This is a genomic window from Roseburia sp. AM23-20, from assembly GCF_003470905.1.
Lineage (GTDB): Bacteria > Bacillota > Clostridia > Lachnospirales > Lachnospiraceae > Roseburia > Roseburia rectibacter.
Genome location: NZ_QRHS01000013.1, coordinates 22320 through 47407 on the forward strand (window position 1 = coordinate 22320; position 25088 = coordinate 47407).

At 41.3% G+C, this 25088-nt stretch carries 22 protein-coding genes; 15 read left to right on the forward strand and 7 right to left on the reverse strand.

The window, feature by feature from the left end; all coding sequences use genetic code 11:
- Nucleotides 1–67: 67 nt before the first annotated feature.
- The 3 genes from DW650_RS11000 (at nt 68) to DW650_RS11010 (ending at nt 8043) form a co-directional block, all read left to right on the forward strand.
- Nucleotides 68–2689: an ATP-binding protein gene (locus tag DW650_RS11000; protein ID WP_118209921.1), complete on the forward strand. Its 2622-nt coding sequence runs from the start codon at nt 68–70 to the stop codon at nt 2687–2689.
- Between the two features lie 47 nt (nt 2690–2736).
- The gene (gene glgB / locus DW650_RS11005; protein ID WP_117921645.1) at nt 2737–4635 is read left to right on the forward strand and encodes a 1,4-alpha-glucan branching protein GlgB; all 1899 of its coding nucleotides are present in this window, start codon (nt 2737–2739) and stop codon (nt 4633–4635) included.
- A 246-nt stretch (nt 4636–4881) separates the two neighbouring features.
- Nucleotides 4882–8043 carry a DUF6240 domain-containing protein gene (locus DW650_RS11010; RefSeq protein WP_118209922.1) on the forward strand — a complete coding sequence of 1054 codons (3162 nt, stop codon included), beginning with the start codon at nt 4882–4884 and terminating at the stop codon, nt 8041–8043.
- Between the two features lie 33 nt (nt 8044–8076).
- On the opposite strand, the gene DW650_RS11015 is transcribed toward DW650_RS11010, so the two are convergent.
- The 5 genes from DW650_RS11015 to DW650_RS11035 all read right to left on the reverse strand — a co-directional run bounded on the left by DW650_RS11015 (nt 8077) and on the right by DW650_RS11035 (nt 13379).
- Complete coding sequence (locus DW650_RS11015) at nt 8077–8847, reverse strand: N-acetylmuramoyl-L-alanine amidase (RefSeq protein ID WP_118209923.1); 771 nt, start codon at nt 8845–8847, stop codon at nt 8077–8079.
- A gap of 113 nt (nt 8848–8960) precedes the next feature.
- Nucleotides 8961–10700 (reverse strand): glycosyl hydrolase family 18 protein, encoded by a 1740-nt coding sequence (locus DW650_RS11020; RefSeq protein ID WP_118209924.1) that lies wholly within the window; start codon nt 10698–10700, stop codon nt 8961–8963.
- A 306-nt stretch (nt 10701–11006) separates the two neighbouring features.
- A complete protein-coding gene (locus tag DW650_RS11025; RefSeq protein WP_117921716.1) occupies nt 11007–11207 on the reverse strand; it encodes a hypothetical protein in 201 nt (66 codons plus the stop codon).
- Between the two features lie 137 nt (nt 11208–11344).
- Entirely contained in the window at nt 11345–11749 is a 405-nt protein-coding gene (locus tag DW650_RS11030) for a hypothetical protein (protein WP_118209925.1), read from the reverse strand.
- Between the two features lie 190 nt (nt 11750–11939).
- The gene (locus DW650_RS11035) at nt 11940–13379 is read right to left on the reverse strand and encodes a serine/threonine protein kinase (RefSeq protein ID WP_118209926.1); all 1440 of its coding nucleotides are present in this window, start codon (nt 13377–13379) and stop codon (nt 11940–11942) included.
- A 148-nt stretch (nt 13380–13527) separates the two neighbouring features.
- Here DW650_RS11035 and DW650_RS11040 point away from each other — a divergent pair, with 148 nt between their 5' ends.
- On the forward strand, nt 13528–14406 hold the full coding sequence (locus DW650_RS11040; protein WP_117921656.1) for an adaptor protein MecA: 879 nt from the start codon (nt 13528–13530) through the stop codon (nt 14404–14406).
- 113 nt (nt 14407–14519) lie between these two features.
- Here DW650_RS11040 and DW650_RS11045 read toward each other — a convergent pair whose 3' ends face one another.
- Entirely contained in the window at nt 14520–14729 is a 210-nt protein-coding gene (locus DW650_RS11045) for a DUF1858 domain-containing protein (protein WP_118209927.1), read from the reverse strand.
- A gap of 252 nt (nt 14730–14981) precedes the next feature.
- Between DW650_RS11045 and DW650_RS11050 the strand changes: the two genes are divergently transcribed.
- Nucleotides 14982–16427 (forward strand): flagellin N-terminal helical domain-containing protein, encoded by a 1446-nt coding sequence (locus DW650_RS11050; RefSeq protein WP_118209975.1) that lies wholly within the window; start codon nt 14982–14984, stop codon nt 16425–16427.
- 15 nt (nt 16428–16442) lie between these two features.
- Nucleotides 16443–16919, forward strand: a complete 477-nt coding sequence (locus tag DW650_RS11055) for a flagellar export chaperone FliS (protein ID WP_241070840.1) — start codon at nt 16443–16445, stop codon at nt 16917–16919.
- Here the strand turns inward: DW650_RS11055 and DW650_RS20635 are convergent.
- Nucleotides 16883–17230, reverse strand: a complete 348-nt coding sequence (locus tag DW650_RS20635; RefSeq protein WP_334294391.1) for a DUF2508 family protein — start codon at nt 17228–17230, stop codon at nt 16883–16885. The genes DW650_RS11055 and DW650_RS20635 overlap by 37 nt on opposite strands.
- An 85-nt stretch (nt 17231–17315) precedes the next feature.
- Here DW650_RS20635 and DW650_RS11065 point away from each other — a divergent pair, with 85 nt between their 5' ends.
- The 9 genes from DW650_RS11065 to DW650_RS11105 all read left to right on the forward strand — a co-directional run bounded on the left by DW650_RS11065 (nt 17316) and on the right by DW650_RS11105 (nt 25085).
- Nucleotides 17316–17588, forward strand: coding sequence for a pro-sigmaK processing inhibitor BofA family protein (locus DW650_RS11065; protein WP_117921658.1), 273 nt, complete (start codon nt 17316–17318; stop codon nt 17586–17588).
- Between the two features lie 107 nt (nt 17589–17695).
- Nucleotides 17696–18136 carry a prepilin peptidase gene (locus DW650_RS11070; protein ID WP_117921660.1) on the forward strand — a complete coding sequence of 147 codons (441 nt, stop codon included), beginning with the start codon at nt 17696–17698 and terminating at the stop codon, nt 18134–18136.
- Nucleotides 18129–19178, forward strand: a complete 1050-nt coding sequence (locus DW650_RS11075; RefSeq protein ID WP_117921662.1) for a hypothetical protein — start codon at nt 18129–18131, stop codon at nt 19176–19178. The genes DW650_RS11070 and DW650_RS11075 overlap by 8 nt, the downstream gene beginning before the upstream one ends.
- The gene (locus DW650_RS11080; RefSeq protein WP_118209928.1) at nt 19159–20409 is read left to right on the forward strand and encodes a CpaF family protein; all 1251 of its coding nucleotides are present in this window, start codon (nt 19159–19161) and stop codon (nt 20407–20409) included. Before DW650_RS11075 ends, DW650_RS11080 begins: the two co-directional genes overlap by 20 nt.
- Nucleotides 20410–21147, forward strand: a complete 738-nt coding sequence (locus DW650_RS11085) for a type II secretion system F family protein (protein ID WP_118209929.1) — start codon at nt 20410–20412, stop codon at nt 21145–21147.
- A 10-nt stretch (nt 21148–21157) separates the two neighbouring features.
- Nucleotides 21158–22432 carry a type II secretion system F family protein gene (locus tag DW650_RS11090; protein WP_118209930.1) on the forward strand — a complete coding sequence of 425 codons (1275 nt, stop codon included), beginning with the start codon at nt 21158–21160 and terminating at the stop codon, nt 22430–22432.
- Between the two features lie 104 nt (nt 22433–22536).
- Nucleotides 22537–22707, forward strand: coding sequence for a Flp1 family type IVb pilin (locus DW650_RS11095; RefSeq protein WP_118209931.1), 171 nt, complete (start codon nt 22537–22539; stop codon nt 22705–22707).
- On the forward strand, nt 22704–24200 hold the full coding sequence (locus DW650_RS11100; protein WP_118209932.1) for a DUF5702 domain-containing protein: 1497 nt from the start codon (nt 22704–22706) through the stop codon (nt 24198–24200). The genes DW650_RS11095 and DW650_RS11100 overlap by 4 nt, the downstream gene beginning before the upstream one ends.
- Nucleotides 24201–24215: 15 nt before the next feature.
- Nucleotides 24216–25085 (forward strand): TadE/TadG family type IV pilus assembly protein, encoded by an 870-nt coding sequence (locus DW650_RS11105; protein WP_243102937.1) that lies wholly within the window; start codon nt 24216–24218, stop codon nt 25083–25085.
- The last annotated feature ends 3 nt before the right edge of the window (nt 25086–25088 follow it).

Below are 25088 nucleotides of genomic sequence, written 5' to 3' on the forward strand. Positions count from 1 at the left end.
TGTGCGTATGATAAACTAAGAACAAAAGAAGCAGCAAAAGAATAGCGCGTTCAAAGGTGGCATAATTTTGGATAAATATGAATATAAATTAAAACTGGATCAGATGAAATCACTGACTGCCGAACATAATTATGAAAAGGCAGCAGAGATAGCTGATACGATCAACTGGAATAAAATAAAAAATGTAAATGCACTTGTAAAAGTTGGAGAAATTTATGAGAATACCGGTCGTCTGGAGGACAGTCGTGAAGTTTTGCTCATGGCATATGACAGATCACCGATTGGAAGGATGATCATTTTCCGCCTGGCAAAGGTTGCAATCAAAATGAAAAATTTTGATGAGGCGAAGGATTATTATCAGGAGTTTGTGGAGATCGCACCGCATGATAATTTAAAATATGTGCTGAAATATGAGATCTGCAAAGCGCAGGGTGCAAATATAGAGACTCTGATCGGAATCTTAGAGGAGTTAAAAGAGCAGGAATATACCGAAGAATGGGCATTTGAACTTGCATGTCTGTACCATAAAGCGGGTATGGCAGATAAGTGTGTGGAGGCATGTGATGAGCTGGTTCTGTGGTTTGGAGAAGGTCCATATGTGGAGCGTGCCTTAGAGCTGAAGATGATCTATCAGCCATTAAATAAACAGCAGGAAGAAAAGTACCGGAGATTCTGTCAGAAACGTGAAGGCGTTGTTGAGGTCAGACCGGAGGAGGAACTTGATTCGGGGGAGATCGTTAATGAAACCGTGCAGATACCGGATGTGAAACTTTCACCGGAGCGGTTTAATACACAGAATCTGCAGGAAGAATTACAAAAAAGCATGCAGCAGATCATGCAGGCAACGGAAAAAGAAACCGTCACGGACAGTATGGATAATATCAAAAAACTCGTGGAGGAGATCCCTTATCTGCAGCTTCCGAAAGAAGAATATGATCAGTCCGGGGAAGATGAAAATAATCTGGCACATATAGAGTCGGATCACGAGATCGATGATTCATTAAAGATAAATTTTAAAGAGCTGCTTGCGGAAGAACATGACGGACAGCTTGGAATGTATATGCCGGAAAAAACGGCATTAGAGCATCAGATTACCGGTCAGATGAGTATTGAAGAAGTTCTTGCCGAGTGGGAAAAAACAAAATATGCTGCCGAAGTTGCATTAGAAGATGCAAAGCAGCGCAGACTTGAATCGGCAAAGGCACGCGCCCTGCAGGAAGCTGAAGAAATTATGGGACGCCTTGCTGATATTATTCCAAAACTTGATGCAGGCATTGCTCCGAAAGATATACTGCAGGATCAGTATATAGAAGGCAAGCCGCTGGAAAATGACAGGGCAGCAGCTATGGTTGCAAACATGAATCAGATCTTGCAGGAAGAGATCGAACGGATCTCGACTGAGACGGCAAACATTGATAAACAGCTTGCAAAGGCAGCCGGATCGGCAGCGACTGAAACCGCATCGCAGATAGCCGGATCGGTGGCGACGGAAACTGCACCGCAGATAGCCGGATCGGTGGCGGCGGAAACCGCACCGCAGGCAGCTGCATCAGAGGAAGAAACGTCCGGGCAGGAAGAACCATCAGAACTGGAAGTGAATGAGGATGAGATCGCAGAAGAAGTATCAGAGATGATGCAGACCCCGGAGAATATGGAAATTCCTGAGGAGGATCAGCTACAGGAATCCTGGACAGAAGAGGAAAAGGAAGATTTTTCTCAAGCAGATCAGGAAGATGAAATGCCGGAGGTAAGGGCACAAGAGCAGTCGGCAGATGATTATGATGTAATTACTGCCGATACGATCGACCTTGGAAAAGTGGTAACGGATCAGACATTAGCAGAGACAGTAGAACATACTGTTGACGCGGAAAGTGTTCTTCCACAGATCAGTGAGCCTGAAGATGAGGAAGATTTTGAGGCGGTTACATCTTTGAGTGAAGAACTGCGAGGGATATTTACTTATTTTGTTTCGATAAAAGGAATGGAAGAGCAGATATGTCAGGCACTTACAGGTGCGGCAAGACATCTGAAAACAGGGAAGGATGCCTCCACCGGAAACATGGTGATCCAGGGTGGAAGCGGAAGTGGAAAAACAGTTCTTGCAACGGCTATGGTAAAAGCCTTACAGAAGGAAACCGGAAGGCCGAAGGGCAAGGTTGGAAAGATCGAAGCATCTGCATTAAATAAAAAGGATGTTGCATCGTTACTAAAGAAGATTTCCGGTGGGTGTCTGATCATTGAGAAAGCAGGCGATATTTCCAAAGAAACAGCAGTCAGGCTGTCACTTCTTCTTAAAAGTGATACAAGCGGATTATTTGTCATTATGGAAGATACACATCGTGGAATTGAGAAAGCACTTGGCAGGGACGAGGGATTTGCTTCCCGTTTCTCTGAGAAAATCAATATTCCGATATTTACCAGTGATGAGCTTGTCTCATTTGCAAAAGCATATGCAAATGAACTTGGATATACAATAGACGAGATGGGTATTCTGGCACTTTATAACAGTATCAGCAATATTCAGAAATATGACAGGGCAACAACACTCACAGAGGTAAAGGAAATCGTGGATGATGCGATCAGTAAATCTGAAAAGGGCGGTTTACGAAAAGCATTTAGTATCATCACATCCAGAAGATATGATGATGAAGATTATGTGATTCTTCGCGAAAAAGATTTTGGAATCTAAAATATACAGGCTATAATCATGACATAAAAATAAAGGGGTGTAAGGGTATGGCTAATTTTTCAGAGTTGGATCGCTATTTATTTGGACAGGCGACGCATTATGAGATTTACCGCAAACTGGGGGCACATTTTACGGATCAGTATGGAATCCGTGGTGTATGTTTTGATGTATGGGCTCCGAATGCCGCAAGAATCTGGGTAATCGGTTCTTTTAACGGATGGGATGAAACGGCAGATGAAATGACAAGGCTTGAGCCGGATACGATGGGAATATTTGAATTGTTTATTCCTGGTATAGAGGAAGGGGCTCTGTATAAGTATCTGATCGAGACGAAAGATGGCAAGCGGCTTTATAAAGCAGATCCATATGCAAATTATGCGGAACTTCGTCCGGGAACAGCATCTGCAGTCGCAGATATAGATCATTTTAAATGGACTGATGAAAAATGGATGGAAGAGCGTGCTAAGACCAAAGATGTCTATGCAAAACCTATGGCAATCTATGAGGTGCATCCGGGTTCCTGGAAACGCCATCCGGGCAGAGAGGATGACGGATTTTACAGTTACAGGGATCTTGTGAAGTATCTGATCCCATATGTAAAAGAAATGGGATACACACATATTGAGCTGATGGGTATTTCGGAATATCCATTTGATGGTTCCTGGGGATATCAGGTGACGGGTTATTATGCGCCGACTTCCCGTTATGGAACACCGCAGGATTTTGCGTATTTTATCAATGAATGTCACAAACATAAGATCAGCGTGATCTTAGACTGGGTGCCGGCACATTTTCCGAAAGATGCACATGGACTGACTGAGTTTGATGGGACATGTCTATATGAATACGCAGATCCGAGAAAAGGAGAACATCCGGACTGGGGTACAAAGATATTTGATTATGGCAAGAATGAGGTCAAGAATTTCCTGATCGGCAGTGCATTAATGTGGATCGAGCATTATCATATTGACGGACTGCGTGTGGATGCGGTGGCATCCATGTTATATCTGGATTATGGAAAGCAGCCGGGACAGTGGGTTCCGAATAAGTATGGCGATAATAAGAATCTTGAGGCAGTGGAGTTTTTTAAGCATGTCAATACGCTGATCCTTGGAAGAAATCCGGGGGCAGTCATGATCGCAGAGGAATCTACAGCATGGCCGAAGGTGACTGGCCGCGTGGAAGACGATGGACTTAATTTCAGCTATAAATGGAATATGGGATGGATGCATGATTTTCTGGATTATATGAAACTTGATCCATATTTCCGTAAGGATAATCATCACAAGCTGACCTTTGCCATGAGCTATAATGAGAGCGAGAAGTATATCCTTGTTCTTTCCCATGACGAGGTGGTACATCTGAAATGTTCCATGATCAATAAGATGCCTGGCGAGATGGAAGATAAATTTAAAAATCTGATGGTCGGTTATGCATTTATGATGGGACATCCAGGCAAAAAACTTCTTTTTATGGGACAGGAATTTGCGCAGCTTCAGGAATGGAGTGAGGCAAGAGAATTAGACTGGTATCTGCTGGAAAATCCGGATCATCAACATATGCAGAACTGGGTAAAGAAATTATTACATATTTATCAGAAAAACCCGGCACTTTACGAGCTTGACAGCAGTTGGGGCGGATTTGAATGGATCAATGCCAACGACGCTGACCGCAGTATTTTCAGTTTTATCAGAAAGAGTAAAGATGGAAAGAATAATCTGCTCTTTGTATGTAATTTTACACCGGTGGAACGCAAGGACTACCGTGTCGGCGTACCAAAACGAAAGACTTATAAACTGATCTTAAACAGTGAAGATGCGGAATTTGGTGGAAATGGTAAAGAATGTCCGGTAAGTTATAAAGCTGTTCGGCAGGAATGTGACGGAAGACCTTATTCGTTCGCATATCCGCTTCCGGGGTTTGGTGTAGCGGTATTCCGTTATTGAGATTCTGTAAAATAGCAGGCTAGAAGCTGGAATTATATCGAAAAACTTAATAAATACGCTGATGTATCCGATATATACATCAGCTATGGATGGCGCAGATATTTCAGGGAAATGAAAGTATGCGCCATTCTTTTGTCCTGATATCAGAGACTATGGGACAAATGTTTTGAAAAAACGGATACAGATGAATGAAGGAATTTACATCAGCCGGTGCAAAATGACAGAGATAACAAGGAGAGTCGGATCATGAGAATAGATAACCAACAGCAACAGAATAAGGGAGTAATGGATCTGATGCCGCAGACAGGAGCGGTGGAAGAAAAAAACGGGATACAGTTGTTTGCGGATGCGGTAAAGACGGAGAGCAGTAAAAAAGCGACAGGAACCACGTCTTTTCAGGCAAAAGAGGTTACTTATCTGAATCCGGCAAAAGAAGAGAAAAAGACGATCATAGATGAGATCGAGCAGTCAGGCTCTATGGATGCAGGGGAGAGAAAAGCTCAGATGGCAGTGCTTGCGGAGACTACTTCACCGGAAGACTATAAAAAAATGCAGGAGGAAGGTTTTTCACTGGATGATACCACAAGTAATAAGATCGTGACCGTGACGGATAAGATCAAAGCACAGCTTGCAAAAGCAGGGGTGGATATTTCTGCATTCGGAGATGATCTTGATTTTGAACAGCTTGCGCAGATCACGGGAAGCCCGGAACTTGCAGCGCAGATTGCAGACAGTCTGCGGGAGGCAGATCTGCCGCTTACAGATGATAATTTTAAACAGATCGCAGAGACAGTAGATATGGCAGACTCTTTATCGTCCTTGGATGATGGAGCCGTAAAATATCTGATTGATAACCAGTTAGAACCTACTGTGCAGAATATTTATTTTGCCAGACATTCTGCCAGCGCAGGCTATATGTCGGCAGAACAGCAGGATATTTCTTCTTTCCTTCCACAGGTGAAGAATGTGATCGCATCAGCAGGGCTGGAAGTAAATGATGATACAATCGCAACCAGTAAGTGGATGTTAGAAAACGATATACCGTTGACGAAAGAAAATCTTACCTATGCGCAGGCACTGCGTCAGACGGAACTTACTACAGGCGCAGAAGATATTGCTGCACTTGCAGCGGAGGCGGTCAGTGAAGGAAAAAGCGCACAGGATGCGGTGATACTTTCCGGTTACACATGGATGGAGCAGGCACAAAATGCTGTGGATACTGTAGAAAATGCAACGGATGAAGACCTTGTTTATATTGTGGAAAAAGGACTTCCTCTCACATTAGACAGCTTAAGGGAAGCTGCGGCAAACAGGGTATCAGAAAGCACAGTACAGGATGCGGACGGAAATTATACACAAAAAGGGCAGCAGCTTCTGACTGCACGCAGGCAGTTAGAGGAGATCCGTCTTGCCATGACTGCTGAAGCAAATTACCGTTTGTTAAAACAGGGTATTTCCATTGACACAGAGCCGCTGGTAAAACTGGTGGAGCAGTTAAAGGATCAGGAAAATGAATATTACAGAAATCTGTTAATGTCTGAGGGTGTGGATGCGACTAAGGAGCAGGTAGAACTCTTTGGAGAGGTTGATAAAAAAGTTACCGACATGCGTTATGTCCCGGCATATGTGCTCGGAATGAAAGATGCTGACGTGTCGACGATCAATGGTGTCCATGAGGCAGGAACGGAACTGAAGACTTCCTTTGAAAAAGCAAGCCGGCAGTATGAGACACTGATGACAGCACCGAGAGCTGATCTGGGGGATTCCATCCAGAAGGCATTTCGCAATGTGGATGATATTTTAAATGATCTTGGTATGGAACTGACGGATGAGAACCGCCGCGCAGTGCGTATCCTTGGATATAATAGTATCGATATTACGCAGGATTCTGTGCTTACGATGAAAGCGGCAGATGAAGAAGTGCAGCGTGTCTTTAAAAACATGACACCGGCAGTTGTTACACAGATGATAAAACGTGGAATAAATCCACTGGAAATGGATTTTACATCGCTGAATCAGGAGGCAGAGAGTATCAAAAGCGAGGAGCTTGGCGGGGAAGATAACCGTAAATTTAGTGAATATCTCTGGAAAATGGAACAGAATCATGAGATCAGCGAGGAAGAACGCAGTTCTTATATAGGAATCTATCGTCTGATCAGACAGGTGGAAAATACGGACGGTGCAGCAATCGGTGCATTGATACAGCAGGGAGCACCGCTTACCATGAAAAATCTCCTGACAGCTGTGCGTTCCGAAAAACGCAGCAGTAAGATGGATTATTCCGTAGATTACAATTTCGAGGGTGTATCCGGTACATCGAAAGGCAGCTCTATTACGGATCAGATTGAGGCTGCATATCAGAATAATTGTTTAAAAGATGCATCCGAATTACTGACGCCGGAGCGTGCAAAAGTTCTATTTGAGCAGGATATGGAATGGGAGAATATGACACCGGAGGAATTGAAGGCAGTACTGACACAGGCAGGTGAACAGGCGGATGAGAGCAGTATCAATGCGGATTACGCAAAAGAGCAGCTTGTACAGTTAGAACAGGCAGCAAATGCAGATGAGAGCATTTATCGTATTCTGGATAAATATGATATCCCAAATACCGTGTCGAATGTACTGGCAATGGAATCTATGCTGAACCAGCGAAACCAGATGTTCCGGAAGATTTTTGGAAGCAGTACGGCAGACCACAATGGGGATGATCAGGTAGATGCAGAGGACTTAGAGGCAATTAAACAGGAGTTGTTGGAAGAATTTGGAGAGGCTGTTTCGGAACCGGCAGATATGGCGGTTGCGCAGGAAAAGCTAGGAGAGCTTGCGGAAAATGTGATGAAAACAATGATAAACAGCGATCATGTGACAAGCCTTGATGTACGGGATATGAAAATGCTTTCTGCACAGCTTTCTGTAAACAGTATCCTTGCAAAAGAAGAACAGTATGCTGTTCCGGTGATGGTCAATGATGAACTCATGAATGTTTCTGTTAAGATCGTGCGCGGCGTGGACAAAAAAGGTATTGTCGATATCATGATGGAAAGTGAACTGCGCGGAAAAATTGCGGCGACATTCCAGGCAAAAGAAGATGGCATACATGGACTGATCGCCACAGATTCAGAGGAGACAGCAGAACTTTTTAAGGGACAGACACAGGATCTTTCGGATTTGCTTGGGGGAGAAAATGATGATGTCACAGAGTTACATTGTGCGCATATTCCGGATCTTGATCTGAATCATTTTTCCATGGGGGCATTTGGAGTCGATGCAAAGGAGGAAACGCAGCTTTCTGATTCTCAGAAAGCTGAGAACCGTGATACTTATCGTGTGCAGACTTCACGTTTGTATGGAATTGCGGAACATTTTATCAAAGCGGTAAAAGGAACACTCACAAAAGAAGTTTAGAGATAGATGCAGGATCGATGCTATTATTTTGAACTATGTTGATTCCGACAGATAATTCTGTATACCGTTATATATGGCATCGACAAGCAGATTTTGATAATCATCTGTCAAAAGAAGATCCGCTTCTGTCGGATTGCTTAGGAACCCACACTCTACGATAACAGTAGGTGTGGGTGTTTTTTTGAGCAGATAATAACTTTCATTTGCCTTTGCAACGCGGTGATTATCGGGATCAACATTTGAAATCAGACTGTCCTGAATCATATCGGCAAGTTTTTTTCCGTCCTGTGACTGACCAAAATAAAATACCTGTGCACCGCAGACTTCCGGAGAGGGGTAGCTGTTCTGATGCAGGCTGACGGTAAAAATGGGTGAGGCATCTGAAATGATCTTACAGCGGGTTTGCATATCTTCCGCTTTTTTGTTTGTACTTCCCTCAGAATAAAGACCGGTGTCAGAGTCACGTGTTAAAATGATCCGGATGGAATCCTGACTGAATTTATCGCGCAGTTTCAGTGCCAGTGCAAGGTTGATATCTTTTTCCAATGCATCATTAATGCCGACTTTGCCGGGATCGATACCTCCGTGTCCGGCATCGATCACGATCGATAAACCATCGGAAAATGATTCATTTTGCCCGTTTCCGGCAAGTTCTGTATCAGAAACGGAATCTGTGCCTGGCGTATCGGGTAGTTCTCCTGTGTCCGCGTGACTGTTTTGTACCAGTATGGCACTTTGGCTTCCAAGAAAAAAAGCAGCAATCACCAGACAGACAGCCATTATAAGTTCTATCTTTTTTTTCATAAAAAATCCCGGAGTATCGTTTTTATAAAATATTCACGATCTCCAGGGTTTATGTCATGATCTCATGCATGTATTTAGTTTATGCATTTAGATCATATAGTTCATGCATGTATTTAGTTAATATATTTTATAACAGTGTCCCATATAGAAGGCAGCTCTAAACCAAGTTTCCAGAAAGAACCACCGGCAAGCTGGTTTTCCTGAAGAACTTTTAACTTCTCTTCCAGGGAAGCAGCATCCTCCACCCATATTTTGTAAGTGACCCCATTGTTTTCATACTGAACATAATATTGACCATCTGCATCTGACCATACCGGCTCGGCTGCATTGGCACTGATCAGTTTTTGGATCTCTGACATACCGGTTGCATAGGAGTCTAATGTAAAGAGCTGATAACTGTCAGCATCTGTAGTGTCGTCAGCATCTGTAGTGTCGTCAGCAGGTGTCTCAGACCATACACGGGCATAAAACGGCATACCTAAGATCAACTGATCTGCAGGAACTTCTTTTAAGGTATTGGCAACCCCTTCTTTTACAAAATTGATGGAAGCTACAGATCCTGCTTCTTCAGAACCGGAATAGTGCTCATCGTATGCCATGACAACAACATAATCTGCAAAAACCGCCTGCTCTGCACGGTTATAGAACGCAGTATAGCTGGTAGGAACATAATCATCCACGGAAAGGACGATTCCGTTGTTTGCACATTTCAATGAGAGTTCACGGATAAACTGAATGTAAGAGTCGCCGACTTCGGAACTTAATGCCTCGAAATCGACGTTGATACCGTCAAAGTTATACTGAATGGCTGCGGAGATCAGGTTATTAATCAGATTTTCGCGTTTGGAAGTATAAGTTAAAACGGATGTGGTATCGACATCTTTGTTTTCCAGATTGCTTACAAGTGCCCACACTTCAATACCATTCTGGTGGCAGTAATTTACATAGTCGGAGCTTGCAAGAGAAGCAATATTTCCGTTATTGTCATTCAGATAGAACCAGGTAGGGGAGATAACATTGATCCCTTTGGTATTCTGGAGCACAGATGCAATGGTTGTATTGGCATCCGCATTTGTGATCTGATGCCAAGCCATGTTGATCTTAAAATCCTTTTTAATATGTGTAAATTCTTCTGAAACGTAATCGCTGGTCAGTGTTTTGGCAGATGTGGTGCCAAGTGCTTTTGATTTGACGTATCCAATGATGCCATCTGCGGTGGATATTTTTGTCCAGGTATCACCTGTCTCTAAGACAGTAACTTCCGTATTTTTATCGATATCTGCAAGGATCGGACTCTTAATGCCGCCTTTTTGCCGGACCTGCGTTTTTTGTTTAGCCGGTGCAGTTGTGTAATCGCCCCAGGCGGTTGTAAGAATTACACGGTTTGGAGACTCAAGTACTTCATATGAGAAATCAGAGTACAGTTTTAAAAAGTCAATTGCAATATATGCAGTCTGTGCATCTGCCTTGACAACTGCATGATCTAAGGAATGGGAATCCTTTGTTACATAGTAACTGGTGCTGTCTGCATCTGCAGAAATGAGATCTGTCGCAGTTGTATAAAGAAGTTTATTTTCGTTGTGATCCCAGTAAAAACGGTCATTAAGATTAGAACGTACTGTTTCATAATCAAGATAGACAGTTCCGTTAAGGAGTTTTCCTTTTGCATCAAGAACCTGGTTATTCAGGATCAGGGCTACGTCCTGTTCACTGGACAGATTATAGTAATCAGATAAGTTCATATGTTCCTTGGAAGGTGTATATTTTTCAATGATGCTTCCGAGAAGCATAAAACAGATAATGACGACGATCAGAGCACCGGCAGCTAAAACAGGGACAAATTTTTTTTTCATATAAAGAACCCTCTTCTTCTTAAGAATTATCGTATGTGCCCCTATTGTAGCATAACGATATGTAAATTCAAAGTTATTTGCTTTATTTTAAGGAATCATTCATTTTATTTTAAAGAATTAGAATTTTTAAAAAACTGCCGTAAGGAAAAACTCCCGCATACGGAAGGCTTTCCTTACGGCAGGGTTTATGTTCGGTAAAACCCTGCCGTTTCTTTTTTTCGGATTTGTATGTTGCCTTAGATAGTCGTTTTATATTCTGACTGGGTGGGCATTGAGGTACTCCATCCCTGTCAATTATTCAGATCATCATATATTTGTTTTTTTGATTTTATCAAAATGTAATTCTGTAAGCACCCCCTCGTTGAAGACATAATCTCTCATATAAGAATTTTCTTCTGTGACAGAGAGCTCCTTTGTGACCTCTTTTGAATTGCTCGGCACACCTTCAAACCAGATGGTTGTTCCCATATGTTCTAAGGAAGAGAGCTCTAAGTAAAGCTTTTTCATATGTTCAGAATCCAATATTGTTATCCCCCGTTTTCAATTTCTGTATGACAAAGCGGATTAAAATCCTTTATTCCCAAAAGGAAATTCGCTGGTTGCAATTGTGTGATATATTATAAAATAATTTCTGCAGAAACTTTTCAGCAGATAAATTTCTGCAGGATGGAAAAATGTTCTTTTTTTATATAAAATGGATCCGGAATAGACGGAATACTGCTTACAGAAATCTGGTAAAAACGGGAAAAATCACGAATCTGTTTTGGACTTTCCGTTCGTGTTAGACAGTAAAAACCTTCCCCAAGGTTTGTATAGTGACTGAGCGATTCTAATAGATCCCGATATTGCCTGATATTCCATGGTGCGAGACTTCCGATGACAAGCTTTCTGTCACAGCGTAGAAATTCATGGATACAGCACTCACCAAAATTGCCAAAATCAAAGAGCAGGATCTGATATCCCTGATTATACAGACCCGGCAATTCGTCCGGTGTCACATCCGGATAGTAATCCACTCCGTGAATGTTAAAAATGGTACGGCTGTTCATAAATCCACATCTGCACGGGAGCGTGGTTTCAGAAGGAATCGTTGAAAGATTTTTCCTTTTATGAAGCTCTAACAGTGCAGTTTTTTTATGCAGCTTTGAATGACTCAGGTTTGAAAGCGCAATTGCAAGGTGCGTAACACCGGCACCGGCTGTACTGCCTGAAATGCCTATGGTAAGTCTCTTATTTAAATCAGTTTTTCCGATGTTCCGGATGATGTATCAGCTCCTTTCGTTGTAGGATTTGCATAATGAGACGTTCCTTCTCTAAAGTCACATGAAAAGGATCAGTGTCTTCAGGAAAACAATAGACCGGATTTTTCAGATACCTGGCATACTTTCTGGCAGCATTTTTATTGCCATGATTACAGATATATACGTGAGTGCCGGCACTTTTCAGCTGGCTGGTAAAAGCAAGTGTATCTGCAATATCCCATGGACTGCCGCTTAACAGGATAAATGTCAGGTCAAAGTGACCGAAGTCAAGGTATTCACTGGTATGGATACCGAAATCCCTTACCCGGATTACAGATGGTAAAACAGGATCTTCTATTCCGGGACCGTAACAGGGAGTGGCAGAAAAATTTTTTGACTGAAATATGCCCTGATTTTCTGTGGGCAGAAAACCTGCCTGTGTCATGGATATAAGGTTGTCAGAATGATCCATTGGTATATAACAGCAGGGAATATGTTTGTGATTCAGAGTGTTTACCAGTGATACTGAAAAAAATGTTGCACCGGCACCGGAACGGCTGCCGATCACGGCTATGTTTTTTATGAGATGTGTAAAAGAATGACACGCAGAATCTCTTTTTTTGAATGCCTGTCTGAAAATAAAATTTTTCCTGGCTGGAGTTTCCTGACCAGTTGGTTCTGACAGTGCAGACATAAGATCAGTGGCTGTCTGATATCTGGTGTTTGGATCTGGATCAGCAGCTTTTTCTATAATATGCGTGAGTGCTTCGGAACAGTCTGGTGTGCATGTTCTGGAAAGTATTTCTAACACTTTCCCAAGAGAATAGATATCGGAAGCAGTAGTTACAGTATTTCCATTAAGAGCTTCCGGGGCAGCATATCCATCTGTTCCGTATAACTGGAAATTTTTACCAAAAACGGTAATAAATGAAGCGATTCCAAAGTCGATTAATTTTATCTGATTTCCACATAATATAATATGCTCCGGTTTTAAATCCTGATACAGGATAGGGTATGGAGATAGATGATGCAGGTAATCAAGAACGGCACAAATCTGCAGTCCGTAATTTATTAATTGTTCCTCTGGAATTATTTCCTGATGGAGAATAAAATCCTCCAATGAATCACCCTGAATAAATTCTTCTATCATATAAAAAAAATGATCATCTTCGTCGATATCATATATGAGGGGGATGCCAGGATGATTAAGATTCTTCAGAAGGCAGGCCTCTTTTAAAAGCTGTTCTTCTGAAAAGTTGGAAGTGTTTCGTGCAGTGTCTTTGGGGATACACTTAATGGCACGATAAACTTTCAGTTTGAGATGTTCGGCAAGATAGACAGTGCCGCTGCTGCCGGCACCAAGAGTCGAAATAATGCGGTATTTGCCAAACAATAAATTGGTATCTATGCGATATCCGCTCCTTTCCGGGCGTGTCATATTCGCATCTCATGCATAGTTTATATCATGAATTGTTTTACATTGCAACTTCTTTTGTAATGTTTGTGTAATATAGACAAAGATTAATGCTTATAATACAGCATATGTTACAGAAAAAAGAGTTGTTATTCATGCGTAAAAGGCCGTTATGGTTTTAGAAAGTTTTAATAATGGTATACTTTACATCGATATTGCATTTGTTTATAATAGATGTACAGTTTACAGGGTTTCCCGGATAAAAGGAAGTGATTGTATGAAAATTGAAAAAGTAAATGATAATCAGATTCGTTGCACACTGACGAGAGAAGATTTAGCAGAGCGCCAGATTAAGTTAAGTGAGCTGGCATACGGTACGGAGAAGGCAAAGATGCTGTTCCGTGATATGATGCAGCAGGCTGCATACGAGTTTGGGTTTGAGGCAGATGATATTCCGCTGATGATAGAAGCGATTCCGTTGTCGGCAGATACCATTATATTAGTCATTACGAAGGTAGAGTATCCGGAGGAGCTTGATACGAGATTTTCCAAGTTTTCTGATCCGGATCCAGAGGATTTATATGACGATGCCATTGTTGGTGCGAATGCTCCGATTTCCGAAGGAGCAGATGATATACTTGGAATATTTAAAAAACAGCAGGAATTAAGAAATGCAGCAAAAGCAAAGCAGAATGACAATTTCGTACCGTCAGATGGCGGTCAGAAAGAAAAAGAAGATCCGGTCAAAGTCCTTGTAGACATTACGAAATTATTTATGTTCCAGAATCTTAAGGAACTCTCAAAACTTGCTGCTGTATTAGGTGATTTTTATAAGGGAAAAAATGATCTGTACGAGGATGCTGCGACACACAGATACTATCTTCTGGTAAGTAAAAGCAGCCAGTCACCAGAGGAATTCAATAAAGTCTGCAATATTTTATCTGAGTATGGAGCACAGCAGGCATATTCACCTGCGACAGAGGCATTTTTTGGTGAACATTACAGACTGGTCATAAAAGGAAAAGCATTGCAGATGCTTGCAGCATTATAAATGGCAGATTGTACTTTCCCGGGTTGCAGATTCGGGTTGATATCAAAAAGGATCGTGAAAATGATGACATTTTCGCGATCCTTTTTGAGTGTTTTTCCCGGAAGTGGGAATGACTATGCAAGATCTTTTGCAAGGAAATCATTGATCTCTTTTACGAGAGCATCCGGCTCAATTCCGTGAACCAGGGCAGCTTCTTCGATGGTCTCCATCTGGGAAGATGGGCATCCGAGACAATGCATACCGATATTTAAAAGAATTGGCGCGATGTTTTCGTCAATCTGAAGCAGTTCGCCGATCATAGTAGATTTTGTTACCTGTGTCATATAGTCCTCCTTATAAAAATAGGTTTTTTTAGTTTTATCACAGCTTATTATGCCTGGATGTGGTCATTATAATACGAATTGGCGGGGATTGCAATCAGTTCGGGGGGAAGTATGAAAAAATAAACATGGAAAAAAACAATTCGCTCTTTAGAGAAAGAGTGTTGAAACCGATATATACAGCAGAGAATTGGGACATGGAGTGTCGGAAATACAGCATGGATGCTGACAGAGATGGTAGAAGGAGAATTTGAAATGAGAATTAATTACAATGTGTCGGCAGCGATTGCGAATAAACATTTACTTGGCATTGAGGATAATTTAAGTGCATCGATGGAACGTCTTTCCTCAGGACTTAAGATCAACCATTCCAAGGACAATCCGGCAGGAATGGCTATTTCCAACAAGATGAAAGCACAGATTGATGGTTTAAACCGGGCTTCCCAGAATGCATCGGATGGTATTTCTGTTATTCAGATTGCGGATGGTGCTCTGAGTGAAACGACCAGTATTTTACAGCGTATGAGAGAACTTTCCGTGCAGGCAGCGAGTGATGCAACAATGACACCGGCGGATAAAGAAGCAATCCAGAAAGAAATCACTTCATTAAAAGATGAAGTTGACCGTATTTCTACAGATACAGAATATAACAGCAAATCACTTTTAGATGGTTCATTAGATACTAGGGTTTACACCAAAAATGCAACAAGAGTGGACATTTCTGATCATGTGAAAGCAGGACAGTATCAGCTTTCCATTGATACTGCAGCTACACAGGCCGGACCGGTGACAGCAAATCAGAATTATAATTCCACAGCAGCGATCGGCGCATCCGGAACGATGAGTATTAATGGTTCTAAAGTAGAGATAGAGGCAACTGACACTTATGCGGAGGCTTTTGAGAAGATTCGGAATGCTGCAGAGACTGGAGAGACAGCGGTAAAGGTTGAAACAAATGGAGCACTTTCCTTTACTTCAGAACGTTATGGAGCATCAGCTACGTTAGAGATAGCATTTGACAATCAGCAGATCGTTACAGCACTTGGATTTACAGGCGTGGTGGAGGATCCGGAGAACAAAGGAAGTTATGTATATGGACAGGTTCAGAATGGCAAAGTAATCGTGCCTTCCGGTACAGATGCTGAGGTAACACTTAAAAAACCGGGCGATGGAACAGGTTTTGGCGATACTGCTACCTGGAGAACGGATGGAAATAAGATTACAGTTACGGACAGAGCTGGATTTGAAATGTCATTTCTTGCTGATGCAGGTTATACGGGAAATCTGGATTTTGATGTTACAGATATTGGAACAATGGCACTTCATATTGGTGCAAATGAAGATCAGGAAACAAAAGTGCGTATTCCGGAAGTATCCTGCAAGAGTCTTTATATTGATGATGCGGATGTAACAACTGTAAATGGAGCCGGCAGAGGTATTACACAGTTTGATGATGCTATTTCAAAGGTCAGCGAAGTGCGCTCAAGACTTGGTGCATACCAGAACCGCCTTGAGAGTACAGTATCAAGTCTGGATACTTTTGAAGAGAATATGACAGGAGCCCAGTCACGTCTGACGGATGCGGATATGGCGTCAGAGATGACAGATTATACACATCAGAATGTATTGAATCAGGCAGCAATTTCTGTTTTGACACAGGCAAATGATCTGCCACAGCAGGTATTGCAGATTCTGCAGTAACAGGAGGGATCTGTTTTGAAAAAAGAACAGATAATGGATTTTACAAGAAGGATCAGCCAGAGTAACAGAGGCGGCCTGGTCATTGTAATTTATGATATTTTTTTCGCGTATATTGAAGATGCAAAAGAGGCATATGATAACAAGGAATGGGAAAATTATAAGACGGCATTACGGAATGCCACAAAGGCTGTCAGCGAATTGATGTCGTCGCTTGATTTTTCTTATGAACTTGCGGGAGAGTTATACCGTATTTATGTATTTTGCAGGGAAACACTTGCAAAAGCAATGTATAAAAGGGACTTGAAAGAGATCGAACTTGCAGAGAGCCTGATGAACAAACTTTATACGGCATTTGCGGAGGTAATGAAAGAAGATACCTCCGCGCCGCTTATGCGTAATACACAGCAGGTTTATGCCGGATATACGTACGGAAAAAATGATTTGGTTGAGACTTATCAGGATTTAGATACTTCCAGAGGATTCTTAGTATAGGAATCCTCTATTTTTTTTATGCTTGCAAGTAAAAATTTATAGCGCATTTGCACAGAATATAGTTCATAGATGCAGCAGTCGATCATATCCGGATCAATTACATTTTCTAAATTTCGGTATGCATCCTGCAGATCCTGCGCAGTCTGATGGAGGTCATTCATTAGCACCGTATAATGCGCATCATTTGTTTTTTCTGGTTGAAAAAAACGAAACATAGTATTCCTCCGTCTGAAATATTCTTTATTCTTAGTATAATCACAAAATTTCCATTCTATACAAAAAACGGAAAAATTGTAAAAAACTATTTGCATAAAATGTGTCTGAATGAATAAATTTGATAAAAAGAAGAGACAGCCTTTGAGAGCTGATCGTGCTAAAAAGGAGAAATATATATATATGTCACAGATACAGGGAGAATGGGCAATTATAGGGGCACTTGGAATTGTACTTTTTATCGTTGTGATTGGGAAAAAAATGCAGATGTTACTAAACTTTATGATTCGTGTTGTTTTAGGTGGAATTGGAATTATTTATGCAAATGATTTTCTGGCGTCGCAGGAAATTGCAATTAGTGTTGGATTAAATCCGGTCAGCCTTTTGACAATTGGAATCCTTGGTATAGGCGGGTTTGCGCTGCTTTACGGAATTCTGGCATGTAAATTTTTGTGAATAGTCTACAAAGATAGGCTATTTTTGAGAAAAGTGTAGACAAATAAAAAAAGCGTTGCTATAATTCGACTTACAAACTACGAAAGAGGTGATGAATTGGGGGACTAATGAATCTTACATTGCTGACGCATCTTACGATGGCGGTGGTGATGGATTTCGGAAACGGCAGGATCAGTAACCGGCTGATTGTTTCCGGATTAATTTGGGGACTTGCATTTCGACTGCTGGGGGAAGGAAGTGCAGGTGCAGTTCATTTTCTGATGAATATTTCTATTCCGGTTATCTTATTATTTCTTTTATTTAGTCTGCACATAATGGGGGCAGGCGATATCAAGTTATTTTCCATTGCAGGAGGTTTTCTGACACTGACACAGCTTTGTTATCTGATACCTGCAGCGTTTGTGGTAGGGGCTGTCATAGGAGCAGGAAAGATCGTTTATAAAAAATTAACGGTTGGTTATGCAATTGGAACAAAGACATTCATGCATTTTTCAACAGCAATTTTAATTGGATATTTTATCGTGGTCTGGGGGTGGGCTATTGCATAAACTTGATGTGGCATTCTGTGATACGAATGAAACGTATGGGGAAAGATTTGCTGCATATCTGATGGAACATAAGGCAAAAGAATTTACGGTTCATTTATTTCGGGAGCCGGAACTGTTTTTACAGAAGATAAAGAGTGAAAAATATGATCTGGTCATACTTGGAAGTGGCTTTTTGGAACTGGGAGAACAGGCAGAGCTTTTGGAAATGGCGATACTGATTCTGTCAGAAAATATGCCGAAACAGTTGGCAGAGGATAATACTTATCTGCAGCCGGGAAAAAAGCGGACTGTTATTTTTAAATATCAGCCGATGGAGATGATTCTTCATGAAATAATGGCAGTGACAGGAGGAAAAAAAACAGGAAAGGAGATATTTACAGACAGGTTTGGCAAATTGGAGATCATAGGAGTATATTCTCCTATCCGTCATGAAATGCAGATGCCGTTTTCTATGGTACTGTCTTCTATACTCGCAAAACAAAGGAGAGTATTGTATATCAATCTGATGCAGAGTACCGGATTTTTAAAGCTGTTTGACAGTCAGGCAGAATACGATATGGGGGATTTGGTTCTTCGACTGAGAAAAGGGATAATAGAATCTGGACAGTTTTTGCGGAATGTATATGAAATGGGAGATTTTTCATATGTTGCACCATTTCGTAATCCGGAACAGCTTGGGGAGTTTCAGATGAACGATTACCTGCAGTTGTTGGAATATTTGGAAGAGAACACGGAGTTTGATACGGTTGTGTTTGATCTTGGAACCGGGGTTTATTCCATTGCAGTTTTTCTGGAACATTGCAGCAGCATTTATTGTCCGGTAAAAGAAGGGTATTTCTATGAGTGTCAGAAAGAAGAATTTGTTCATTACCTGGAACTGGCAAAGAAAGGAGAACTGTTCAAAAGATTGCAATTTGTAAATCTTCCTTTTACTGCGAAGGGAATCCGTGGTGGTGGAAATATGTTGGAACAGCTTATATGGAGTGAATTTGGTGACTATATAAGAGAATATCTGGCAGGGGATGTTTATGGAGAAATATAGGTGGAGTGAAGAGATATTTGAAAAACTGAGGTCAGATATCATGGCTGCGCTGGACTTGTCCAGAGAGCAAAATGATGAAGAGATTTACCGGTTTATTGAAACAGAAGTGGAGGAATATTCCCAAAATAACCTGCTGACATTGAAAGAAAGGGAGCAATTAGAACATTTACTATTTAATTCTTTGAGAAAGTATGATGCAATCCAGGAATTATTAGAGGACGCAGATGTAACGGAGATTATGATCAATGGAGCATCACATATTTTTTATGAAAAAAAAGGAAAATTGTTTCAGGCACAGACACATTTTTCATCTGAACAGAAATTGAGTGATGTGATACAACAGATGGCGGGAAACAGTAATCGTATGGTAAATGAGGCATCTCCGATCGTGGATACAAGATTAGCGGACGGATCACGTGTAAATATTGTTCTTTCACCAATTTCCATAGATGGCGCCGCTGTATCTATCCGGAAATTTCCCAAAACGCCTATTCTGATGGAGGATCTGATACGGATAGGGTCGATTACAGAGGAAGCGGCAGCATTTTTAAAGGTGCTTGTGGCAGCAGGATATAACATATTTATATCAGGAGGGACAGGTTCTGGGAAAACGACATTTTTAAATGCACTGTCACAGTATATTCCGCGGGAAGAAAGAATCATCACAATTGAAGATTCTGCAGAACTCCGGCTTGTTGATAAACCCAATCTGGTAAGACTTGAGACAAGAAATCAGATGTTTGACGGGGTTAAGCCCATTACTATACGGGATCTGATAAGGACGGCTCTTCGAATGCGTCCCGAGAGAATTGTGGTTGGTGAATGCCGGGGAGAAGAGGCACTTGATATGCTGCAGGCAATGAATACCGGGCATGATGGAAGTTTATCAACAGGGCACGCAAATTCATGCAGGGATATGTTGAGCCGGCTCGAAACAATGGTGCTGATGGGAATGGAGCTGCCACTTGCTGCGATACGAAGCCAGATTGCATCAGGGTTAGATATTCTGGTCCATCTTGGAAGAATGAGAGATAAAAGCCGTAAAGTGCTGGCAATTACAGAAGTGATCGGCATGCAGGATGGGGAGATTGTGTTGAAAGACCTGTATCGTTATGTGGAAAAATCACCGGATGTGGAAATGGCTTGTGGAAAATTACAGCAGATGGGAACACTATTTAACCAGGAAAAATGTAAAAGGGCAGGAATTACGCTTACAGATACGGGGGAATAAATGGATTATCGTAAATACCAGTGCAATCTGTGGGAACGACTGGGGTGTGTTGTAGCGGGAATAATATTAACAGCAGCAATTTCATGGCTGTTTTACCGTTCATGGTATGGCATGGTGTTAGTCATACCTGTAAATTATCTGATCGTTTCATATTACAAAAAAAAGAAAAAAGATGAACGCGCAAAAAAATTAATGATAGAATTTCGGGATGCAATTCAGTCTGTTGCAGCAGCACTGCTTGCAGGATATTCCATTGAGAATGCATGGAAAGAAGCAGAGCGGGAAGTTATGGGGCTGTATGGAAAAGAGGCAATGATCACACAGGAATTGATCCGGATGAATACAGAAATTAAATTGAACCGGAATGTGGAAGAAATTTTACATGATCTGGCAACGCGGAGCGGGGTGGAAGAAATTGAAAGTTTTGCAGAGATTTTTGGTTTTGCGAAAAGAAGTGGAGGAGATTTTGCAGGAATTATAAGGACGACTGCAATGCGGATCTCAGCTAAAATAGAAGTGGAGAGGGAAGTGGACACAGTTATTGCCGGGAAAAAACTGGAAGGAAAGATTATGAGCGTAATGCCATTTCTCATTCTTACATATCTGAACCTTGCATCGAAAGAATTTATCGATCCTTTATATGGAAATCTGTCAGGGGTATTTGTCATGAGTGCAGCATTATTGATTTTTGCAGGGGCAACGGCAATAAACAGACGAATTTCAGATATTAAAGTATAAGGAGAAAAGAATGGTTTTGTATATTGGAGTCTTGTGTACAGCAGTTTTTGTGGCAATTATAGGGGGAAAAAGAGCATCGCCTAAGACAAGCCGTGCAGCAGGGGTGATGATTTTGGTATCTGTCCTGGCGATTTTTGTGCATCTTTCAGAGGTGATGGATGAAAATAGTGATGTAAAACCAGAATTTGTGCGTCCGGCATATGGAGAAGGTGATTATGAGGAAGAAATGACCCTGGATGTAGAAGATGTGTTAGAAGAGTATTCCTATCATGTAGTGGTTCCGGAACAGATACTTTCAAAGCAGGATGAGCAGAGACTGTTAGAGGCTGCGCAGCAGGAGATTGATGAAGAATTTGCAAAAAACAGTGCCAAAGTGCAGGAAAAAGTACAAATTCAAAGAAGTTATCAGGAAGGAAAGGTAAGTGCAGAATGGATATTTGAACCGTATGATGTAGTTGATGATGAGGGCGTGGTGGTTGCAGAAAATATACCAGATGAGGGAATTTTGGTAAAAGCTGAAGTGACGTTAAAGTGTGAATCTTCGGAGTGCTTTAGTGAACGGTATTTCCGGGTAATGCCAAAGGCTCTTAATGAAGAACAGAAAATGCTTCTGGAAATTGGACACTATCTGCAAAGACAGACAGAGAGCACAGAAAATATACTGAAACTCCCAAATCAGATTGATGGAAAAAAACTGGTCTGGAGCACGAAAAAAGAGTATTTGCCGGAAAAAATCCTTTTTCTTGGAATCGTGATTGTAATTCTTCTTCCATTTGTAGATCAGTCGCGTGAAAGAGAAAAAGAAAAGAAACGGAAAGCAGTACTGGAATTACAGTATGCGGATATGGTAAGCAATCTGGCGCTTCTGTTGGGGGCAGGAATGACTGTTTCTTCTGCATGGAACAGACTAACAACGAATTATTTTAATGAGCGGCATAAAAAAGCAATTTATAAAAAAGAAATCTATGAGGAAATGCAAAAAACGGTATATGAAATAAAAAATGGAATGGGGGAGGAACGTGCATATGAGCGTTTTGGAGAGAGGTGTGGAGGATACCGCTATCGCAAATTTGGTAATCTTCTGGCACAGAATTTAAGAAAAGGGAGCAGAGGATTGACAAACCTTTTAGAGCAGGAAGCAGAAGAGGCATTTGAAGAACGAAAAAGTATGGCACGCAAGCTGGGAGAGGAAGCGGGGACAAAAATGTTGTTTCCAATGATTCTGATGCTTGGTGCAGTTATGTTGATACTGGCATTTCCAGCTATGCATTCTATAGAATTATGACTCTATAGAATTATCATTCTATGGAATTATGATTCCTGCAAATAGATTCGTGTTTGCACATAAACTTGGATCGCGCAAAGTACAGCGCAGAAATGGAGGTTTTTATGAAGGGACTTAAAGATTTTTTCAGGGAAGAAGAGGGAGTAGCTATTATCGAGATCGTGTTGATACTGGTTATACTGATCGGACTTGTAGTTGTGTTCAAGAATAAGATTACGACTTTAAATAACAAAATTCTTACTAGGATCACAACGGAAAGTAATAAGATATTATGAAAACAGAGGCAGAAGGAAGTCTGACAATATTTTCTGCTTTAAGTCTGCTGCTGATCTTATCGTTTCTGCTTGCACTATTAGAGGGGGCGAGGGTATCAGGATTAAAGATGATGGACACCCTCGCGGCAGAAACAGGGATGGATTGTGTTGCAGCAGAATATCAGCCTGTGTTGTGGAATAAATATCATCTGCTGTATCTGGATGGTGCATATGGATCAGAGCAGTTTGAGGAACATAAAGTGAGTTCACGTGTAATGGAATATGTTGCTGGAAATTTGTCAAAATCCGGAGAAAACAGCATGTTTCGGACAAAGTTATGTGAGGCTGCGTTGATGGAATATATGTTGGCAACAGATAATGAAGGAACAGGGATGCTGTGTCAGGCGGCAGCATACATGAAGGAACATCTGCCTGAAGACATTGCGAAGAAAATGTATCAGCAGTATCAGGATGGACAACAGGCACAGGAGAATGGAAAAACAGATTACAGTGTGGAAGATGCGGATCAGGCAATCGTAAATGCAAAAAAGGAGAAGGAAGAAGATAACATTGCACAGGATAAAGCGAATGAAGACCAGGTACAGGATGCAGAAAAAGAGAAAGCAGAAAGTCCTATTCAGGTCGTTTTGCAATTAAAGCAGAATGCTGTTCTTGGCATGACGATACCGGATATGTCATCAGTGTCATCAAATGCGGTTGAACTAAAAGATACAGTTTCGAAAAGGCAGTGTGAAACCGGAACGTATCACGCAAAAAAGACAGAAAAACTTAATGTTTTTGACCGTGTTATGGTGTTGGAGTATATTGAAAAGTATTTTTCAAGTTATACAGAGCCGGGGAAGGGAGATCTGACATATGAAATGGAGTATATTCTGTGTGGGAAAGAAACAGACAGACAAAACTTAGAGTCGTCAGTGGAACGTCTGATGCTTATGAGGGAAGCCGCAAACGTTGCTCACATTATAGCAGACAGAGAAAAATTAAATCAGACGTTAATTATTGCAACATCACTTGCCGGTTTTTCCGGTAATCCGGTGATCGTTAAGATTGTACAGATCGGTGTCGTGGCTGCGTGGGCATATGTAGAAAGTATACTTGATCTGCGCACACTTCTCTCTGGCGGGAAAATTGCACTGATGAAAAGTTCATCAGAATGGAATGTTGATATAAAAAAGATTGGAGAACTCGTGACTGATGGGGGAAAAGCCAAAGAATGTAAAGATGGACTGAATTATCAGGGCTATGTAAAGCAATTGTTATTTGCAGTGAAAGAAAAGAAAATAGCATACCGTATGATGGATATCATGGAATTTGCCATACAAAAGGAGGAGAATAGTAAAAACGCCAGAATGGATCATATGATAGGGAACATGACCTGTGAGATGCGATTTGAAGCGGAGCCTTTGTTTGCAAAAAGCAATTTGCATGGAGGGCAGAAATTAGGCAGATATACTTTTGTTAAGCACCAGAAAATGTCATATAGCAATGAATAAGGAGGGGATGTGGCGGTGTTTCTTACTGAGAAAGAGAATATAAAAAATACAATATACAAAAAAAGATCTCTCCCGGAAAATGATAATATTCTTTCTCATCAGGCGGAGGCCTGCCGCTGTCAGGAGACACCGCCATGTTCCTGGCTGGAAGGCTCATTTACGTTAGAGGCGGCTGTGATACTGCCGGTTATGACATTGTTTTTTATGATGATTTTAATGCTTTTCCGGGTTATGCAGGTACAGATGGAAGTCCAGAAGGCATTAGATGATACCGGGCGCAGGATGGCAGTACTGGCTGTTCTGGAAAATGAAGAAGATGCGGCAAAGATTGGCATTGCTGCCGCGAATGTTCTTTTTAAGAAAAATATAAAAGAAAATGATAATATTAACCACTATGTAGTTAATAAAGCGGCAGGTATTAGTCTGGCGAAGTCAAAATTTACAGGAGATCAGATAAATCTGGTAGCATCTTATCGTATAAAAATACCAGTGTGGATGTCTGGAAAATCACAACTTAAAATCAGCCAGCATGCAGTATGCCGTAAATGGACCGGGTGGACGGGAAACAGTGCTGATCAGGAAGTATGGGTGTATGTGGCAGAAAGAGGGAGTGTTTATCATACATCAAGAGAGTGTACATATTTAGCATTGTCAGTATCTTCTGTTAGTTGTACAGAATTAGAGAAAAAACGGAATAAATATGGAGAAAAGTACCGCGAATGTGAAATATGTGCGGAAAAACAAAAACAGGACACCGTGTTTATTACCGATTGGGGAAACAGATTTCATTATGATCTAAATTGCAGTGGAATTAAGCGCACGATTTATATGATACGTTTATCGGAAGTGGGAAACAGGAAACAATGCAGTAGATGCATAAATTAGAAA

Bases quoted from the DNA above. Each gene is read 5' to 3' on its own strand.
- DW650_RS11035 (WP_118209926.1), bottom strand. From the start codon at position 13,379: ATGACACGCCCGGAAAGGAGCGGATATCGCATAGATACCAATTTATTG.
- DW650_RS11010 (WP_118209922.1), top strand. From the start codon at position 4,882: ATGAGAATAGATAACCAACAGCAACAGAATAAGGGAGTAATGGATCTG.
- DW650_RS11050 (WP_118209975.1), top strand. From the start codon at position 14,982: ATGAGAATTAATTACAATGTGTCGGCAGCGATTGCGAATAAACATTTA.
- DW650_RS11100 (WP_118209932.1), top strand. From the start codon at position 22,704: ATGAAAACAGAGGCAGAAGGAAGTCTGACAATATTTTCTGCTTTAAGT.
- DW650_RS20635 (WP_334294391.1), bottom strand. From the start codon at position 17,230: ATGCAAATAGTTTTTTACAATTTTTCCGTTTTTTGTATAGAATGGAAA.
- DW650_RS11095 (WP_118209931.1), top strand. From the start codon at position 22,537: ATGAAGGGACTTAAAGATTTTTTCAGGGAAGAAGAGGGAGTAGCTATT.
- DW650_RS11025 (WP_117921716.1), bottom strand. From the start codon at position 11,207: ATGAAAAAGCTTTACTTAGAGCTCTCTTCCTTAGAACATATGGGAACA.
- DW650_RS11090 (WP_118209930.1), top strand. From the start codon at position 21,158: ATGGTTTTGTATATTGGAGTCTTGTGTACAGCAGTTTTTGTGGCAATT.
- DW650_RS11030 (WP_118209925.1), bottom strand. From the start codon at position 11,749: ATGAACAGCCGTACCATTTTTAACATTCACGGAGTGGATTACTATCCG.
- DW650_RS11080 (WP_118209928.1), top strand. From the start codon at position 19,159: ATGTTTATGGAGAAATATAGGTGGAGTGAAGAGATATTTGAAAAACTG.
- glgB (WP_117921645.1), top strand. From the start codon at position 2,737: ATGGCTAATTTTTCAGAGTTGGATCGCTATTTATTTGGACAGGCGACG.
- DW650_RS11045 (WP_118209927.1), bottom strand. From the start codon at position 14,729: ATGACACAGGTAACAAAATCTACTATGATCGGCGAACTGCTTCAGATT.
- DW650_RS11085 (WP_118209929.1), top strand. From the start codon at position 20,410: ATGGATTATCGTAAATACCAGTGCAATCTGTGGGAACGACTGGGGTGT.
- DW650_RS11065 (WP_117921658.1), top strand. From the start codon at position 17,316: ATGTCACAGATACAGGGAGAATGGGCAATTATAGGGGCACTTGGAATT.
- DW650_RS11015 (WP_118209923.1), bottom strand. From the start codon at position 8,847: ATGAAAAAAAAGATAGAACTTATAATGGCTGTCTGTCTGGTGATTGCT.
- DW650_RS11040 (WP_117921656.1), top strand. From the start codon at position 13,528: ATGGTTTTAGAAAGTTTTAATAATGGTATACTTTACATCGATATTGCA.
- DW650_RS11020 (WP_118209924.1), bottom strand. From the start codon at position 10,700: ATGAAAAAAAAATTTGTCCCTGTTTTAGCTGCCGGTGCTCTGATCGTC.
- DW650_RS11070 (WP_117921660.1), top strand. From the start codon at position 17,696: ATGAATCTTACATTGCTGACGCATCTTACGATGGCGGTGGTGATGGAT.